Origin of the sequence: Proteiniphilum acetatigenes DSM 18083, assembly GCF_000380985.1 — a bacterium.
GTDB lineage: Bacteria > Bacteroidota > Bacteroidia > Bacteroidales > Dysgonomonadaceae > Proteiniphilum > Proteiniphilum acetatigenes.
In genome coordinates, this window is record NZ_KB905696.1 from 410,779 (window position 1) to 427,890 (window position 17,112).

A 17,112-nucleotide genomic window follows, 5' to 3' on the forward strand; every position below is an offset into this window, starting at 1 on the left:
GTTTATTCGCAGAGTGCAAATTTTTATGCCGGAAATTCCAATTTAAAGCAAGTTCCGTTTTTGCCAGACTGCACCGATATTTTTCCTTTATGCCGGGCAACAATCTGCCGACAGAGGCTGAGGCCGATACCGGATCCGTTTGCCTTTGTCGAGTAGAACGGAATGAATATTTTATCTATTGCTTCGGGTGCGATACCCTGTCCGTTGTCGGAAACCGTAATCTCCACCTTATCGCCCACCATTTCTGCTTTCACCTCTATTTTTTCTTCGGGTAATCCGCTACAGGCTTCATGGGCATTTTTCAGCAGGTTGATCAGCAGTTGCTCCACCATGGTCTTATCGGCATTTAAGATCAGCTGTGTAGGGTAGACGGACCAGAAAAAATCGATGCCGTTGGAAGCGGTTAGTTGTTGTATCGATTTGAGCAGGGCATGCATCTGGATAGGTTGCTTGACAGGTTGCGGTAACCGGGTAAGTGTCCGGTAGTTCTCCACAAAAGAGAGTAATCCCTTGCTTCGCCGGTGGATCGTCTCCATGGCTTGTTGCATGATCCGGTATCTTTCCAGATCCACCTTTTCCTGGTCTTCCTGTTCACTGAGCGTCTCCGACAAAGAGATAATCGGGGCGATGCTGTTCATGATTTCGTGGGTAAGCACGCTGATCAGTTTTTGCCACGCTTTGGTTTCGGCCTCTTCCATTACGGAGTCGTGTGTGCGGCTTCGGAATGTTTCCAACGCTTCGTTCATTTCCTGTAGTAACAGGTTAAGTTCGTCGTTGGAGCGATTACTGGGAAAATGGGTGGAAAAATCGGAATGGCGGATGCCCCCTATCATTCTTCCCATGCGTTCTATCAGGTTTTTCCGGTCGTAATAGAGTGATACCGCCAATAGGATGATGCCCGTCAACACTAAGACAGACGAGAAATAGTATTCCTGCCAGAAAAGCCATCCGACGGCAAGCGATAACAGTGCAATGGCTGCTATTTTGCTGAGGAAGATATATTTGGACTGAATATTCATTGTTGTTGGAGTGTTGTGAGGCCACGTAAAGTTATTGCGCGCTGAGTTTTTCGATTTTCCGGTAGAGAGTGAAACGGGAGATACCCAATAATTCCGCTGCCCGATTCATGTTCCCTCCACTTTGGATAAGCGCTTTCTCGATAGCCTCTTTTTCCAGTTGGTCGAGATTCAGGTTTTCGGCTTTCGATTTCCGATAGGCAGCCGATTTCAGCATAAAGTCATCCGGAGTAAGTGTAAATCCCGAAGCAAGGATCACCGCCCGTTCTATCGCGTGTTGTAATTCACGCACGTTTCCGGGCCAGTTGTATTCACGGAGTTTTTTCATTGCCGGTCCAGAAATATTCCGGATATCCTTTTTGTATTTTTTACTGCAGCGTTGCAGAAAATGTTCGGCAAGCAGGTCGATGTCTTTTCCCCGTTCCCTCAGAGGCGGAATATGCAGCTCGATAGTGTTGATACGGTAGAGCAGATCCTGACGAAACTCACCGTTAGCGACCATCTCATGGATATCTGCATTGGTTGCGCAGATAAGTCGCACGTTGATGGAAAGCGGTGCAGTGGAACCTAATCGGATGATCTGCTGCTTCTCAATAGCAGTCAGTAGTTTTGCCTGCATATCGGGAGTCAGGTTACCGATCTCGTCTAAAAAGAGTGTTCCGCCGGATGCAATCTCAAAACGTCCCTGTTTTTCCTGTCTGGCATCAGTAAACGCCCCTCTCTCATGTCCAAAAAGTTCACTCTCAAACAGTTGTCCGGGAATAGTGCCCAGGTCTATGTGTACAAATGGTTTATCCGCACGGGGTGAGCAATAACAGAGCAGGTTGGCGATCAGGTCTTTTCCCGTACCGTTTTCACCAAGGATAAGGATATTGGCATCGGTCTCCTTCAACTTGTCGATGGTTTCGAAAAGCGATTGCATGGGTTCGCTCTCACCGATGATTTCGGGCATGCCTCTATTGCTTTCGAAAGCTGCTACCTTCTGTTTGAGATGTGTTACTTCGGTACGGTTTTTCCGTAGTTCTATTGCCGCAAAAACCGTTGCCAGTAATTTCTCCTTCTCCCACGGTTTGGGTATGAAGTCGATCGCTCCGGCCTTGATGGCGCGCACCGCCTTCTCGGTATCGGCATAAGCAGTGATGAAAACCACTACCGCATCAGGATCACTCTTCTTTATCTTTTTGAGCCAGTAAAACCCTTCCTGTCCGCTATCGGCATCCTTGGTGAAATTCATATCCAGCAAGATCACATCGGGTTGGAATGTCTTCATGAAATGCTCGATCCGCTCCGGCTGTGTAGTCACTTTTACCTTTTCCACATGCGGCTGCAAAAGTAAATTGAGCGCGAAGAGAATATCTTCGTTGTCATCTACGATCAGTATTTTACCTTGTTTATGCATTTTTTTAAGAACTGAGAAATTAGAAGTAGGAAGTGAAGAAGTCCAGGAAATCAAGAAGTTCAGAACGAATAAACTAAGGTGCTAATTTATTAATATGCCAATTAAATTAAATCTGAAATCTTGAATCTGAAATCTTGAATCCCAACCACTACAAAGATATAACAATATTCCTTTCTGTTGACGTGCGAAATCGAACATGTTTTGTGCGTAATCGCACCTGATTGTATTGGGGCTCTGTTTGTAAGTGTCTTATAATTAATATTTTGATTAGATGGCATGACCTTTGATATAGGTTTGTCGTATGAGGAATACTTTTCTTGTTTTGTTATTTTTGCTACCGATATGGATGGTCAATGGGCAGGACACGCTTCGTCTTACTTTAGACGAAGCAGTAGCTCTTGCCCGCCGGCAATCCCCCCAGTCAGTGGCGGCACGCCACCAGTATAGGGCATCATACTGGAATTGGCGTTCGTTCAAAGCCGATTATCTGCCCAGCCTGTCATTTACATCCTATTCTGAATTAAACCGCTCCATCAGAACAGTGACCAGGCCCGACGGGAGCGACAGTTTCGTGCCTCGCGATCAACTGTCGAACGACGGTATGCTTACCGTGAACCAGAATATTGCTTTACTTGGAGGGAGTGTATATATGCAAACCGGTCTCCAGCGACTCGATGTCTTTTCAGATAACCAGGTGTCTTTTAAATCTACTCCTGTCGTGATCGGATATTCCCAGAATCTTTTCGGATACAATTCCCTGAAATGGAATAAACGTATAGAGCCGGCACGCTACACACATGCACGGAAACAATATAGTGAAACGCTTGAGTTGGTGGCTTCGGCTACAGCAATGAAGTTTTTTCAACTGGCTACAGCACAGAGCAATTTCCGGTCGGCAACCTATAACTATGCCAATGCCGATACGCTTTACCGATATGCGCAAGGGCGTTACGAGATCGGTACCATCACCGAGAACGAAATGTTGCAACTGGAGATTAACTATCTCTCCGAACAGACTAACCGGTTGAATGCACGCATTGAAATGGATGACTATATACTGGATCTGCGTAGTTTTCTGGGGATCACTGACAATGTGGAGATTGTGGCTGAAATAAGCCACGATGTCCCGGAGTTTATTGTCCTCCTGGAAGAAGCTCTTTCACTTGCCCATCAAAACAGCCCCGATACGGAGCTGTTTTACCTGCAGAAACTGCAAAGTGAGAGTGCTGTAGCTAACGCCAAAGCATCGCGCGGATTTAAAGCCGACCTGTATCTTGAGTTCGGCTTGTCGCAGACCGACCCTAATTTCTCCAATGTGTATAATAATCCGCTGAACTCTCAATTGATAAGCCTGGGAATCCGTATCCCTATTCTTGACTGGGGTGTGGGACGAGGACGTGTAGAAGTAGCAAAGAGTAACCTCGAGAAAGTGAAAATAGAACTGGTACAGGCACAAACAGATTTTGATGCCAACGTGATAAAGCTTGTAAAACAATTCAATCTGCAGGCTGATAAGGTGGATATCGCCTATCGGACCAATGAGCGTGCCCAACGTCGGAATGATGTGGCTTACCGTCTATATCTGCTCGGAAAGTCGACTGTACTCGACCTGAATGCCGCCATTGAAGAAAAAGACAGATCTCAGAGAGCATATATCCGTGAACTGCAAAACTACTGGAGTTTGTATTACGGATTAAGAAGTATCACGGGATGGGATTTTGAGGAAAATAGCCCGCTAAATCTTCCGATGGAAGAATTTTAGTGCGTCCACTTCGTGTATTTTCATGAATATCTAAAGTTTGACGTATAAAAGAATAGTAAAAATCAGATGGAAAATCATTCTCAACATACCGGAAACGGGGGTGCGTTCCACGAATCGCGCGATTCTTCGATGGACAAGCGGCTGCCGAAGAAACCCTTTTTTCAGAAATACAGGTTCTATCTGCTTGGCGGAACTGCTTTCGTTACTTTTTTAGTGTATGTTCTGATAAGCGTATCGGGGGCGCGGAAATTGCGGGTGGATGGTGAACGGGTTGTGATTGCTGATGTGTCTCAGGCGCCATTTCTCGATTATGTGGATGCCGAAGGAATCGTGCAGTCGTACCTTACCATCAAACTCAATGCATTGGAGTCGGGTACGGTAAAACGGATTGTGGCCGAAGAGGGATCGATGCTCCGACAGGACGATATTATCCTGGAACTTCAGAATCCTGAACTGGAACGTATCATCGAAGAGCAACAGGACGAATGGGAAAAACAGCGCATTCTTTATGAAGAGAAAAAGGTGGAAATGGAACAAAAATCCATACTTTTACGTCAGCAATCCTTACAGGCACGATACGAATTAAGCCGGCTCGAAAAAGATTTCGCCCTGGGTGAAGAAGAATTTAGGATGGGAGTGAAAAGCAAAGCGCAACTCGACCTGCAGCGTGAAGAATACGACTATAAGGCCCAAAATACGAGCCTCCAACTTGAAGGGCTCAGGCACGATAGTGCTGCAACACACCTGCGTCGTGAGTTGATGGATAATGACCTGGAACGTGCCCGGAAGAACACGGCACATGCCCGTTCACGTATGGAAAACTTAGTGGTACGCGCCCCGGCAAACGGGCAATTGAGCTACCTGAATGTAACTCCCGGCCAGCGTGTAGGACAATCTGAAAATATCGGCGAAATAAAAGTAATGGACAACTTCAAGATACATATCCGGTTGAGCGAATATTATATCGATCGGGTGCAAGTAGGACTACCTGCTTCGGTCACCTATCAGGGTGAAAAATATCCGTTGCGGGTTTCGAAAGTAGTCCCCGAAGTGAAAGAGCGCCAGTTCGATGTGGATTTGGTGTTCACGGGGGATATGCCTGACAATGTGCGTATCGGCCGTAGTTTCCGTGTGCAGGTGGAATTGGGACAGCCCGAAGCGGGTATCGTCATCCCGCGGGGTGATTTTTTCCAGACTACCGGTGGACAGTGGATCTACAAGTTAAATAGTTCGGGTGATAAAGCCATCCGTGTATCCATTACCATTGGTCGTCAGAATCCAGTCCAGTATGAGGTCTTGAGCGGACTTGCCCCTGGCGACCGTGTGGTGGTAAGCGGTTATGCCAATTTTGGGGATGCCGAGGAACTGGTGATAAAGTGATAAGGTGGAAATGACTGGGGAGAAAGGGAGGAGTGAAAGATTATCATATTTGATAAATAATGATATCGAAGAAATATTATAAAAAATAATCGTATGAAGACAACAAAAATGACAGTTATTGCCTTGTTTATCCTGGCAAGTATAGCCATGCAGGCACAACACAACGTAGTGGAGAAACCGGTTAGTATGCACAGCAATACTACCACACTGGAAATACATCGGGTAACACTCACCGATACTGCTACTGTACTGGATATGGATGCTTTCTTTCGCCCGGGTTGGTGGATCAGGGTCGTATCCGACAGTTATTTAATGGCCGACGGCAAGAAGTACATGATCCGCAGCGGGGAAGGAATAGAACTTGACTCACTCTTCTGGATGCCTGCATCGGGAGAAGCTTCTTTCAAATTAGTATTTGATCCATTGCCCAAAAACACAGAAACATTCGATTTTGTTGAAAGCGATTGTGCCGACTGTTTTAAGATATGGGGTGTATATCTTGCCAGTGAACGCGTCTCTTTACCCGAAATACCGTCGAAATACCGTCAAACCCATCCAACAGAGACGGATATAGCGGTCAGATGGGAAAGGGGAAAGGCTGTTGTAAATGGTAAGTTCATGGGCTATGCTCCACGGTATGAAATGAAACCCCGGTTGGTTTATTTTAATCCTGTCACGTCGAAAGAGGATATGATTACCATTACACCAGAGGAGGACGGGACATTCCATGCTGAAATCGAAATATATAGCCCTTCCTACATTTATTTAACCTATGAATCCCCGCAATCCGACAACTTCTGGTTTATTGCCGCACCCGGTCAGGAAACGAATATCCTCATTAACCTGCCCGAAGCCAACAGAATGAGAAGTCGCTTGCACAAGGAGTCGCCCGGATATGGCAGGAAAGTGATGTTTGCCGACTATCAGTCGAGGTTGAATGACGAATTGAATAATGGTTCTCTCGTCAGAAATATTTATACCGAAGATTTTATGACAGCTATTGTTGGTATGTATCTTCGTGAATACCATGATTATATTATGGATAAATACGATCGTGCAGTCCTTAATAACAATGCCCAAAACGTTTCTTCGCAGGCAAAGAAGATTATAAATATGCAACTGGCTTTCGAAGTGAATAATTACCTGATGTCATCAGATAGTTATTTGATACAGGCATATATGGAAAAAAACAAGGTATCGTGGGGTGAAGCGACAAAAGCAGTCGGATCGCTTACGAAGTACCCTGGCTATAACGATTATCTGGTACAGATCCCCTATCCCTATAACGATCCGGATGTACTCTTGGTCCAAAGTCTTCCCTATTATATGAGTATGTTAAGTTATGTCCGTAATCCGCAGGAAGATCAATTCGGATTGTTCCGTTATCTTGCCGGTTCCGATGAAGTGAAACCGGGAGATCGGGAAATCCTTTCCAACTTCCTGCTGCGTACGCAGCAGGAAGAGGTCATACCGGATTCATTGATCATTTCTATTTTAAGGTCACACAGGAACCTGCAGGAAGAATACTTTGAAGAAAGCACCGGGATAAACTACCTGTCCAAAATTTGGAATACCGACGATTGTTTTCTTTTTGATCTGATGACAGCCAATAAGATCTCCCGGAAAATGGAGGATTTCTATCCGTTAACTGATGAACAGAAAACGGTCATAGAAGATTTCGACCCGGTTATGCGGGAAGTCATTCTCGAAGAGAACGGCAAACTGTTGGCTAAGATAGAAGAGAATAAGAAGAAAACAGGTTACATGGTACTCGATGTGCCGAATGTAGCAGATGAAAGCCTGTTTGCCGAGATGATCAAACCGTTCAAAGGGAAAGCGGTGCTGGTTGATGTGTGGGCTACGTGGTGCGGGCCATGCAGGGCAGCCAACAAGGCGATGGAGCCGCTGAAAGCACAACTGGCCGATATAGACATTATTTATCTGTACCTGGCGGGCGAGGATTCCCCGGAAAAGACTTGGCAAAATATGATCCCCGACCTCAAAGGACATCATTATCGAGTGAATGAGACAAGCTGGAACTATCTGCGCCGGTCGTTAAAATCGGAAGGTGTACCGACTTATATTGTACTGGATAAGGAAGGTAACCAAACATTTCATTCCGTCGGTTTCCCGGGTGCAGATACCATGAAAAAGGAACTAAAGAAAGCGTTGGGGGAATAATAGTCCCTGGAGCGTCAAAAGGTCTCAAATCTTTTGACGGTTAAAAAATATTCACAATTGATAAACCGGAATTATCATGATCGTTCATTACCTTAAAATAGCGTGGCGTAATTTGCGCAAATACAAAACCCAGACCATTATCAGTATCCTGGGATTAACAATCGGTGTGGTATTTTTTGCATACGGATACCATTGGTATAAGTATGAGACAACATATGACAGTTTTTATCCGGATTCCGACAGGATATATCATGTGTACGGAAAATTGAAAAGTACGGGAAAACAGGTTGTAGAGGGAAAGATACCCCATATTGCCGTAAATAAACTGGAACAGGCGTTCCCCGAAATAGAATCTGTAGCGGTATTACTTCCTAATTACGGGTCTTCTCTTAAGCATGGCGACCGTGATTTAGGATATCCTCTGTTTGAATTTGTCGATGAACGTTTCTTCCGTATGTTTCCTCCTCAGGTAATAGCAGGAGTTGTACATGAAAACTCGTTGAAGAATAGCGATGAAATGATCGTTACCGAATCTTTTGCCTGCAAGCATTTTGGAACTCCCGAAGAGGCGTTGGGGGAGACATTGATTTCAGGATACGATGAATCATATGTTATACGGGCTGTAATTGCCGATCCTCCTGCTAATTCCATCTTTCAAAGAGAAGGTTATATGCCTGTCATGCCAGGAGCTAATATTTTTGAGAGAGCGGATGAGAAAACACAGTGGAAAGATTTTCATGATGTGCGTTTGTATGTTAAGTTAAACCAAAATGCAGATATGAAAAGTTTTCGTGACAAGCTTTTGACGTTTGCGGTGGATAACGGGTATAATGATGACTTGCTGTTCGAATTAATCCCTCTTACACTTGTCCGGTTTTCCATACTTGATTCCTACGAAAGAATCATCGTCTATGATATAAAATATATCCGTATGTTCATTTTTGCCGGAGTTTTGTTACTCTTTGCCGCTTTCTTTAACTACCTGAATATTCTTCTCAGCAATACCATTGCTCGGGTTAGGGAGATCAATTTGCGGAGGGTAACGGGCGCTTCAGTCTCCAATATATACTGGCAATTGTTTATAGAGATATCGTTATTTATCGTTATCGTGGCGCTACTCTCGTTTTGTTGCATAGAGATTACATCCCGACTTTTCGAAAGCATATTCGCGACAGTTGTATTTTCTTCTGTAATGAATAGCATTCTTCTGTGTACGATCTCTATCACAGCGATTCTCCTATATCTCACAACCTTTATTTTTCTATATCGATTTATTAAAAGATCAGCATTTAATGAAGACCGTCCCGTGAAGAGAAGATTTGTGACCGGCAGAATTACATTGTCGCTACAACTCATTATCAGTGTTTTTGCTATAATGAGTGCATTTGTTCTTTGGAGGCAGGTTTTTTTTATGAATCATGTCAATTGGGGATTTGATACTGAAAACCTTTTACAGATTACTATGAAAGTTCGTGACAGATTGCCCCTTATGGAAGAGATTGAGAAGCTACCGATGGTAGAAAGTGTTATCAATACCGGTTTTTTCACAGTGATTCCTAATACTGATAAAATGGGTCCCACAAGTGTATCGGGTGTCGAGTGGGAGAATAAGCCTATCGATTTTAGTCCTCTTTTTCAGACATTCGGAGTTGAGGAAGATTTCACTGAAAAGATGAAATTAAAAATAATAAAGGGAAGGGGTATCATTAACGAAGATTTTACCCGGCGATGGCAAGCCGATAAGGTGATGATCAATGAAACAGCTCAACGTATCATGGAGATGGATAATCCTATAGGGCAAAAAATTGTAGTTCCTGCCAATTGGTATTCGGCAGAAGGGAGAGGGAAAGAGGAGTATGAGATTGTGGGAGTAGTGGAAGATTTTCATACGGTTGGCCTGCAGAGTGAAATACCTCCTCTTATCATCAAAGGAGAGAAGCATGGAAATGGCGGGTATTTTAACTATGTACGTGTAATGCCGGGAATGGAAGAGGAAGCCGTTAAAGCCATCAGTACACTTATTCCCGAGTTCAGGCCGGATGATGAAAACGAAACACTTGTTCAGGCAATGGGCCAATTGTTGGGTGATTTAAGTAAAAGTGAGAAAAACCTGTTGAGATTATTTGTAACCTTGGCTCTATTATGTATCCTGATTGCTGTTTTTGGTATTTATTCCGTATCGCAACGCGAAACGCAGCATAGGCAGAAAGAGATTGCTATCCGTAAAACGACAGGGGCTAAAACAAAGGAGATTGTTGCCATGTTTTTCCGTGAATACATGGTGATTACATTGGGGGCTTGTGTCGTGGCTCTTCCGATGGCGTGGCTTTTCATGCAGCGGTGGCTGGAAACGTTTGCTTACCGCATAAGCATCTCATGGTGGATGTTTATCCTTGTGATAGTTGCTGTAGCGATCATCGTATCTGTCACGATAGTAAGCCAGGTGATCCGTGCTGCCGGTCAAAATCCGGCAAAAGTAGTGAAATCAGAATAAATATTATTGTTATGAAAACAGCGCAACTATTCTTTTTTACCCTGTTTCTAATATTACTTATGGCATGTTCGCAAACATCGAGTGAATTTAGTATTACCGGGCACATAGAAGGGGTGCAAGACGGAGATATAGTCATGCTCCATAAAGTAGAAGGGCGGGTCGGAAAACTTTTTATGCAGGACACCATTCGTAACGGAAGGTTTTCCTTTAAAGGAGAAGAAGATTCTCTTCAAAATATTAAATTGACACCGATGGGGGAGAAATACCCTTTAGTATATATTGATATCTGGATTGGACCGGGAAGCAAAACAAGAATTACAGGAAACGGTTACTATCCCTCTTCGTGGCGTGTTCAAAGCAAAGTGAAAGAGCAGCAGGAAGCTGAAATTTATAGGGACGCTACGAGACATCTATCCGTCATATCGGATTCATTACGTTGGGTGTATTACCGGGAAGGTGATAAAATACAAAAAGCGGGAAGCGACGAAGAGAAATTGAAACAAAGAGAGGTAGCCCGTGCTATCCGGCAGCAGTTGGACAGTATCAATTTTATTGAACAACGGATAATTTTTGATGTGATGGCTGGTCGACCGGTCACAGAACAATGGATCGACCGGTTGGAGGTGTATGCTATGATTTCTTCTACCTTTAGAAGTCTGAGTTCTTATCCAGAAGAGAATATGCAGCAATTATATGAATTATATAATCATCTGAGTGAAGAACAAAAACAAACGAAGAAAGGAGAATTGATCTATTCCTATCTTTTTCCGGTGGAGAAGGTCGGTGAAGGCGATCTTATGGCTGAAGGTAATTTCTTTGATCCTGATGGCAACGAACACCGTATCACTGATTATACAAACAAGGGTAAATATATTTTACTCGACTTTTGGGGAGTAGGATGTGGACCCTGTATTGCAGCATTTCCGGAAATGAAGAAAATACATGAATCCCATAGCGACAAACTCACTATCATTGGTATAAGTGTCGATAGTCATAGTGTGTGGATGGAGGGATTGGAGAAGCATAGTCTACCGTGGCTGAACCTGAACGATTTTCTTGAATACGGAGGGTATGCCAGCTTCTATGGAGTGCACGCCATTCCCTTTTATGTGTTGATCTCCCCTGACGGGATTATCGGAAAAATATGGATGGGATACAGAAAGGGAATGTTTGAGGAAATTGTGAAGACGATATAGGTCTAAGATAAAGTGAGATTAAATATAATAAAAGAACTATCAGAAACACTGAGTGATAAAACAATCAAGAAAATATTATTTAATGATTATCCGCAGTTATTCCTAAAGAATTTAACGGGAAAAAGTTATAAATAAGTTTCAAAAACACTTGTACAATTCACTGATATTCATTATCTTTATATCGCTAACGATATAAAGATTCAAGCTATGAATATCCTGGATTTTGCCATAATTTACCCCGATGAGGAATCCTGTCGGAAAAAATTCAAAGAACAAAGAGACCAAATGGGAGTAACCTGTCGTCATTGTAATTGTAAAGAACATTACTGGCTTCAAAACAAACAAGCCTACGAATGCAAGCGTTGCCATGCCCGCCAAACCTTGCGTTCAGGCACCGTCATGCGGCACTCCAACCTGCCCTACCGTTACTGGTTCGTGGCCATGCACCTGCTCACGGCGACCAAGGGCTCCTTTTCCGCGGCGGAGCTGCAGCGCCAGCTGGGACACAAGCGTTACCAGCCCATATGGGAAATGGTCAATAAACTGCGTGACGTGATGGGCAAACGCGATGATGAGTACACCCTTGAGGGAGCCATCGAGTTGGACGACGCCTTCTTTTCCACCGAAATATCCCTTGAAGAGGGGGACAAACCGTTGAAGCGCGGCCGCGGGAGCCAAAAAAAGACCAAAGTGCTGGTAATGGCTGAAAGCAAAACCGTTGAGAACCCCAAGCCGGGTAAGAAACCCAAGAAGGTCAGATACCTGAAAATGAAAGTGATCAGTGACTTGAAGTCCGGTACAATTACAAGGAATGTCAAAGAGCACGTTGAAAGCACGGCGGATCTGACCACCGATGACTCGACATCTTACACTAAATTGAAAGAGCTTGTTCATTCACATACGGCATCTGTTATTCCACACGAGGATCTTTCCAAGGTGCTGCCCTGGGTGCATACCGCGATCAGCAATGCCAAACGACAGCTCTTGGGCGTGTATTACAAGATAAAACCAGAATACTTGCAATATTACCTCAACCAGTTCTGTTATAAATTCAACAGGCGTTACTTCGGGAAAAACCAGTTTGAAAGACTGTTGATAGCCGCTGTAACGTATGCTCCTGATTTCAAGTCAAGAATTTACAGTAGGAACTATTGCGGATAATCATATATTATTTAAATAAATTGTATAAGCTATGATTAAAACAGAAAATCTTCAGAAGATCTTCCGTACCGAAGAAGTGGAAACGTGGGCATTGAGCGAAGTGAGCATCGAGATTAACGATGGCGAGTTTGTTGCCGTAATGGGTCCGTCGGGATGTGGTAAAACCACTTTACTGAATATCCTGGGTTTGTTGGACAATCCCACGGGAGGAAAATATTTCCTGAACGGGACCGATGTGTCGAAATTCACCGAGAACCAGCGGACAAGCCTTCGCAAGGGGGTGATCGGGTTCGTTTTTCAGAGTTTCAACCTGATCGATGAGTTGAATGTGTATGAAAATATCGAACTGCCACTGCTCTATATGAGGATTCCCGCTTCCGAACGCAAACAACGGGTGAAAGAGGCGATGAACCGTATGGCTATATCGCACCGTGAAAAACACTTCCCGCAACAACTGTCGGGTGGTCAGCAGCAACGTGTGGCCATTGCCCGTGCGGTAGTTGCCAATCCGAAGCTGATCCTTGCCGACGAACCGACGGGAAACCTCGATAGCCGGAATGGAGCCGAAGTGATGAATCTGCTTGGTGATCTCAACCGCGAAGGAACTACCATCGTGATGGTTACGCACAGCCAGCATGATGCAGGTTACGCCGGACGTATTATCAACCTGTTCGACGGTAAAGTAGTGCCGGGGATAGTGCTGTGATAGACTTAGGTTGAACGTTTTATTTAAGTTGATGAGTAAAGAACTTGCTTGGAATGTTCATGACGCAAAATGAAAATGATCAACTGTAGAGACCTTTAGGATATGCTTCTAACAACACTCAAACTAATTCTTCGTAACTGGTGGCGTAACAAAACCTTTACACTTATTGCCCTACTGAGCCTTACGGTAGGTATTGCCTGCACCAATCTACTCGGCGCGTTTGTAACCTATGAACGGGGTATCGAGAAATCGAATCCCAACTGGAAACGGATGGTTTGGGTGATGCAGGATTTGCCCTCTGATCCCGGAAAAAAGGTGGCTTATATGGTGAAAGGTATTCCGGATCAGTTAAAAGAGAAGTATCCTGAGGTAGAAAATTTTCTGCAATTGGGAAATTCGAGTTATGCTAGTATAGAGGTAAACGGGAATAAGTTCGATCCGATAGAGGTCCTGAATGTCAGCCGTTCCTTTCCCTATTTCTTCCCGTTTGAATTGTTGTATGGCTCGTGGGAGGCATTTAACAATCCCCAATCTATCATTATCAGTCAGAAGCAGGCTAAAAAATTATTTGGTGATGGAAATGCTTTGGGAAAACAGATTACTTTGGTGGAGGATTTTTACGAAGGTACGTTTGAGAAACAGTATACGGTTGGCGCAGTAACGAAGCAAAGGGCACAGTCGGCAGTCTTATTCGATGCATTGATCTGTGATCCCGAGAATGCCTGGGGTGGACCTACCTTGTTGATGATGACAAGAGAACCCGATCTGCAGCAATTCGAAGAAAAGGTAAAGAATGATGAGATACCTACGCTGGCCGGAGGGCAATACTATTTCATCTCGTTGGATGACGCTATTTCCCAGAATTATAGTGAACAGAGCTTGTATTCCTGGCATTACCGGAAAGATAATTTACTGCTTGTGGGACTGATATCTGCCATACTGGTTTTGCTGATTGCCATTTTTAACTATGTGAATATGGGCTCTTCCAGTGTATTACAACGGGTAAAAAGCATTCATGCGCAGAAGTTAATGGGTGCCACATCGTCCGATATCGGACTACAGTTGTTCGCCGATATGTTCCTGATGGTACTTGTCTCGTTCCTGCTATCACTGTTGCTAATGCACGACTTGCTACCTCTCTTTAATCAAATTGTGTCGGCAGACTTTAGTCCCTCCTTCTTTTACAGTTCGTCGTTCTTCCCGTTTTTTGTTTTGCTTATCCTTCTTCTTACAGTGATTCCTGCTTTGCTTATCAGTAATAGGATCAATCGATTATCGGGAGGTGATGTGCGTCAGTTGTTTGTGAATAAGAAGAACCATTGGATAGGAGTACTGGTGACAGCACAGTTTGTAATTGGCGTGGCATTGATTATGGGAATGATCACTGCTAACCGGCAAATGGGTTTGGTGAAGCAAGCCGGAGAGCGTTACAGGAATCTGATAGAGATATGGAATACCTCAACTGAAACCGACCTACGCCTATTTAAACAAAAGGTGCAATCTGTCCCGGGTGTATCGGGTATTTCACTGGGAAATATGTCACTGATGAACGTATGGATTATGCATGCCGATATGCAGAAGGAAAACGGTGAGAAGTTCCAGACCACTGTATTCGGACTGTCAGGCGATGAAGGATTGTTTCGTGTCCTTCAGCTTCATCAGATTGCAGGAAGCGAGTGGGAGACATTACCCGAAAAGTATGGATCGGCTGTGTTTGTGAACCAAACCTTTGCCAATCTGGTGGAAAAACCCGTAGAAGAACTGATTGGAGAACCGTTGAGAAAGTATATGAATTCGCTTGATTCAGTGTCTGTGATTGCAGGAGTAGTAGAAGATTTCTATTTCAATTCACTCGAAAAGAAAGCGATGGCGGTAAAGATGACGCGGATTTCGTCCCTCGAGGATAGGCTTACAGCTATGCAAATCCGGTTAGACGGAAATGATAACGGATTAGCAATAAAAAACATCCGGCAACTCTGGGAACAGACTTATCCCGATGAATACTTCACCTATACCGATGTTTATCATACATTTATAAGTCGGAATAGTAAAGTAACCGAGATGTCGGATTTACTGCAAATGTATTCATTGATCAGTATTTTACTTACCTGTTTCGGTTTGTTTGGTATTTCATTCTATGCTGTCCGTCGACGAACTAAAGAGATTGGTATACGGAAGATCAACGGTGCAAAAACGTATCAGATACTATGGTTACTGCTCAAACCGATATTTGTCTGGATTGTTGTTGGTTTTGTTATTGGCGTGCCGTTGGCATGGTGGCTTATGGAACATTGGCTGCAACAGTTCGTTTACCGGGTGAATATTTCTTTCGTATCTTGTCTGGTTGCACTGGTAATCGTTACGTTGGTTTTGGTGATTACCGTAATATGGCATACCTGGCGCATGGCAAGAGCAAATCCGGTGAAAAGTTTGCGGTCGGAATAAACGACTAAAATAATGTACCAATGAGAATAATGTGCCAATGTGTTGGGAGTGTAGAATGATGGGACGGCGGTTTATTGATTTGATGATTTGGTAATTTGATGATTTTAATGTGGGGAAGTTGGGACGTGAAGAAGTGAAAGAGTTGAGAAATGGCTCAATAAATTATATTTTAAACGATTTGAAAAGTAAAAAAATGTTTCTGCATTACTTAAAAATAGCCTGGAGGAATCTCCTGAAGTACAAAACGCAGAGTATAATCAGTATTTTGGGACTGGCGATCGGCTTTACCGCGTTTGCCTTTACCATGTCGTGGATACGGTACGAAAGAGGATATGATAAACATATCCCGGATGCGGACAGAATTTATCGGGTGTTTGTCAAAGATTCTACACAAATAGGCGGTGTTAGTCAATATTCTCCTAATGCCCTGGCTTCCTATTTGAAAGATAACTATCCTGAAATAGAAGCTGCTACAGGTGTGTATCCTTATAAGACAGATTGGAATCTAAAGAATAAGGCATTTCTTAGTCAATGCCGTTTTGTTAAAACAGACACTTCTTTTTTTCATGTCTTCTATCCTGAAATTAAGATATTATACCCTGGTATAATAGAAAAGGAATATAATATCTTGTCTCTAAATACGGCAAATAAATTGGGATTAGGGCCACAACATACCGGACAAAGAATAGATTCATTAAATATTCATCTGTTAGATATTGTTCCCGATAAACCTACTCACAGTAATGTGCCGTTCGATGTTATTTATCTTCAAAAGTTCAATCCCGAGTACGATATGGCATGGGGATACTCATCAAGTTATACTTATATCCGGATAAAGGAGGGAGTAAATGTAACGAGTTTAGAAAATAAACTGGCAGATATCAGTGTAAGCCGCGATTATACAGGCGAGAAAATGTATACACTGAAATACCAGTGTAAATTAGTTCCTCTTGAAAAATTACGTACTATTCATCCTGATACTGAAGTATCCATTCAGTACCATCATCTTCGATTATTTGCCATCGTAGCTCTGCTTGTTATCTTCTGTGCATTTTTTAATTACCTAATGCTCTTTACAATAGTCCGTTAAAAATTTACTATATGAGTCATGCAGCAATGGCTGCAAACTCCACGAGTTCTTTAACAAGTTTATCATTTAATCTTCTGTTCGGTTTAATGCCGGACACGCAAATAAATCGCTCAAGCAGGTAGGCATTGTGTATCATTGTTTTACATGATGCCATCGAAAAGGGGATGCCTTTCTCCTTTGCCAGCACCTTTGCCAGGTTTATTGAGGTAAGAGACGCATTAAAGTTGAACGATAGCTTTGCTACGTCCCTTGCCTGCGATTGCATCAGTCCGGTGAAGCCTT

11 protein-coding genes and 1 pseudogene are annotated in these 17,112 nt (G+C 43.5%); 9 read left to right on the plus strand and 3 right to left on the minus strand.

Annotated elements, in window-relative coordinates; genetic code table 11:
• Positions 1 to 23: 23 nt before the first annotated feature.
• Together F597_RS0110175 and F597_RS0110180 are read right to left on the minus strand one after the other, a co-directional pair.
• The gene (locus F597_RS0110175; protein ID WP_019539634.1) at positions 24 to 1,019 is read right to left on the minus strand and encodes a sensor histidine kinase; all 996 of its coding nucleotides are present in this window, start codon (positions 1,017 to 1,019) and stop codon (positions 24 to 26) included.
• Between the two features lie 31 nt (positions 1,020 to 1,050).
• Positions 1,051 to 2,415 (minus strand): sigma-54-dependent transcriptional regulator, encoded by a 1,365-nt coding sequence (locus F597_RS0110180; RefSeq protein WP_019539635.1) that lies wholly within the window; start codon positions 2,413 to 2,415, stop codon positions 1,051 to 1,053.
• Between the two features lie 301 nt (positions 2,416 to 2,716).
• Between F597_RS0110180 and F597_RS0110185 the strand changes: the two genes are divergently transcribed.
• From F597_RS0110185 to F597_RS0110225, 9 genes are all read left to right on the plus strand, one after another.
• Positions 2,717 to 4,177 (plus strand): TolC family protein, encoded by a 1,461-nt coding sequence (locus F597_RS0110185; RefSeq protein ID WP_044060181.1) that lies wholly within the window; start codon positions 2,717 to 2,719, stop codon positions 4,175 to 4,177.
• Between the two features lie 129 nt (positions 4,178 to 4,306).
• The gene (locus F597_RS0110190; RefSeq protein ID WP_026327353.1) at positions 4,307 to 5,557 is read left to right on the plus strand and encodes an efflux RND transporter periplasmic adaptor subunit; all 1,251 of its coding nucleotides are present in this window, start codon (positions 4,307 to 4,309) and stop codon (positions 5,555 to 5,557) included.
• 93 nt (positions 5,558 to 5,650) lie between these two features.
• Positions 5,651 to 7,738, plus strand: a complete 2,088-nt coding sequence (locus F597_RS21615; RefSeq protein WP_019539638.1) for a TlpA family protein disulfide reductase — start codon at positions 5,651 to 5,653, stop codon at positions 7,736 to 7,738.
• A gap of 76 nt (positions 7,739 to 7,814) precedes the next feature.
• The gene (locus F597_RS0110200) at positions 7,815 to 10,232 is read left to right on the plus strand and encodes an ABC transporter permease (RefSeq protein ID WP_019539639.1); all 2,418 of its coding nucleotides are present in this window, start codon (positions 7,815 to 7,817) and stop codon (positions 10,230 to 10,232) included.
• 11 nt (positions 10,233 to 10,243) lie between these two features.
• Positions 10,244 to 11,428: a TlpA disulfide reductase family protein gene (locus F597_RS21620; protein WP_019539640.1), complete on the plus strand. Its 1,185-nt coding sequence runs from the start codon at positions 10,244 to 10,246 to the stop codon at positions 11,426 to 11,428.
• 207 nt (positions 11,429 to 11,635) lie between these two features.
• Positions 11,636 to 12,589, plus strand: a complete 954-nt coding sequence (locus tag F597_RS0110210; RefSeq protein ID WP_019539641.1) for an IS1595 family transposase — start codon at positions 11,636 to 11,638, stop codon at positions 12,587 to 12,589.
• A gap of 31 nt (positions 12,590 to 12,620) precedes the next feature.
• Positions 12,621 to 13,295 (plus strand): ABC transporter ATP-binding protein, encoded by a 675-nt coding sequence (locus F597_RS0110215; RefSeq protein WP_019539642.1) that lies wholly within the window; start codon positions 12,621 to 12,623, stop codon positions 13,293 to 13,295.
• Positions 13,296 to 13,397: 102 nt separating this feature from the next.
• Positions 13,398 to 15,740, plus strand: a complete 2,343-nt coding sequence (locus tag F597_RS0110220) for an ABC transporter permease (RefSeq protein WP_019539643.1) — start codon at positions 13,398 to 13,400, stop codon at positions 15,738 to 15,740.
• Between the two features lie 178 nt (positions 15,741 to 15,918).
• Positions 15,919 to 16,830 carry an ABC transporter permease gene (locus F597_RS0110225; RefSeq protein ID WP_169337974.1) on the plus strand — a complete coding sequence of 304 codons (912 nt, stop codon included), beginning with the start codon at positions 15,919 to 15,921 and terminating at the stop codon, positions 16,828 to 16,830.
• A 16-nt stretch (positions 16,831 to 16,846) separates the two neighbouring features.
• On the opposite strand, the pseudogene F597_RS20545 reads toward F597_RS0110225, so the two are convergent.
• Positions 16,847 to 17,112: pseudogene (locus tag F597_RS20545) on the minus strand (transposase); the annotation flags it as partial.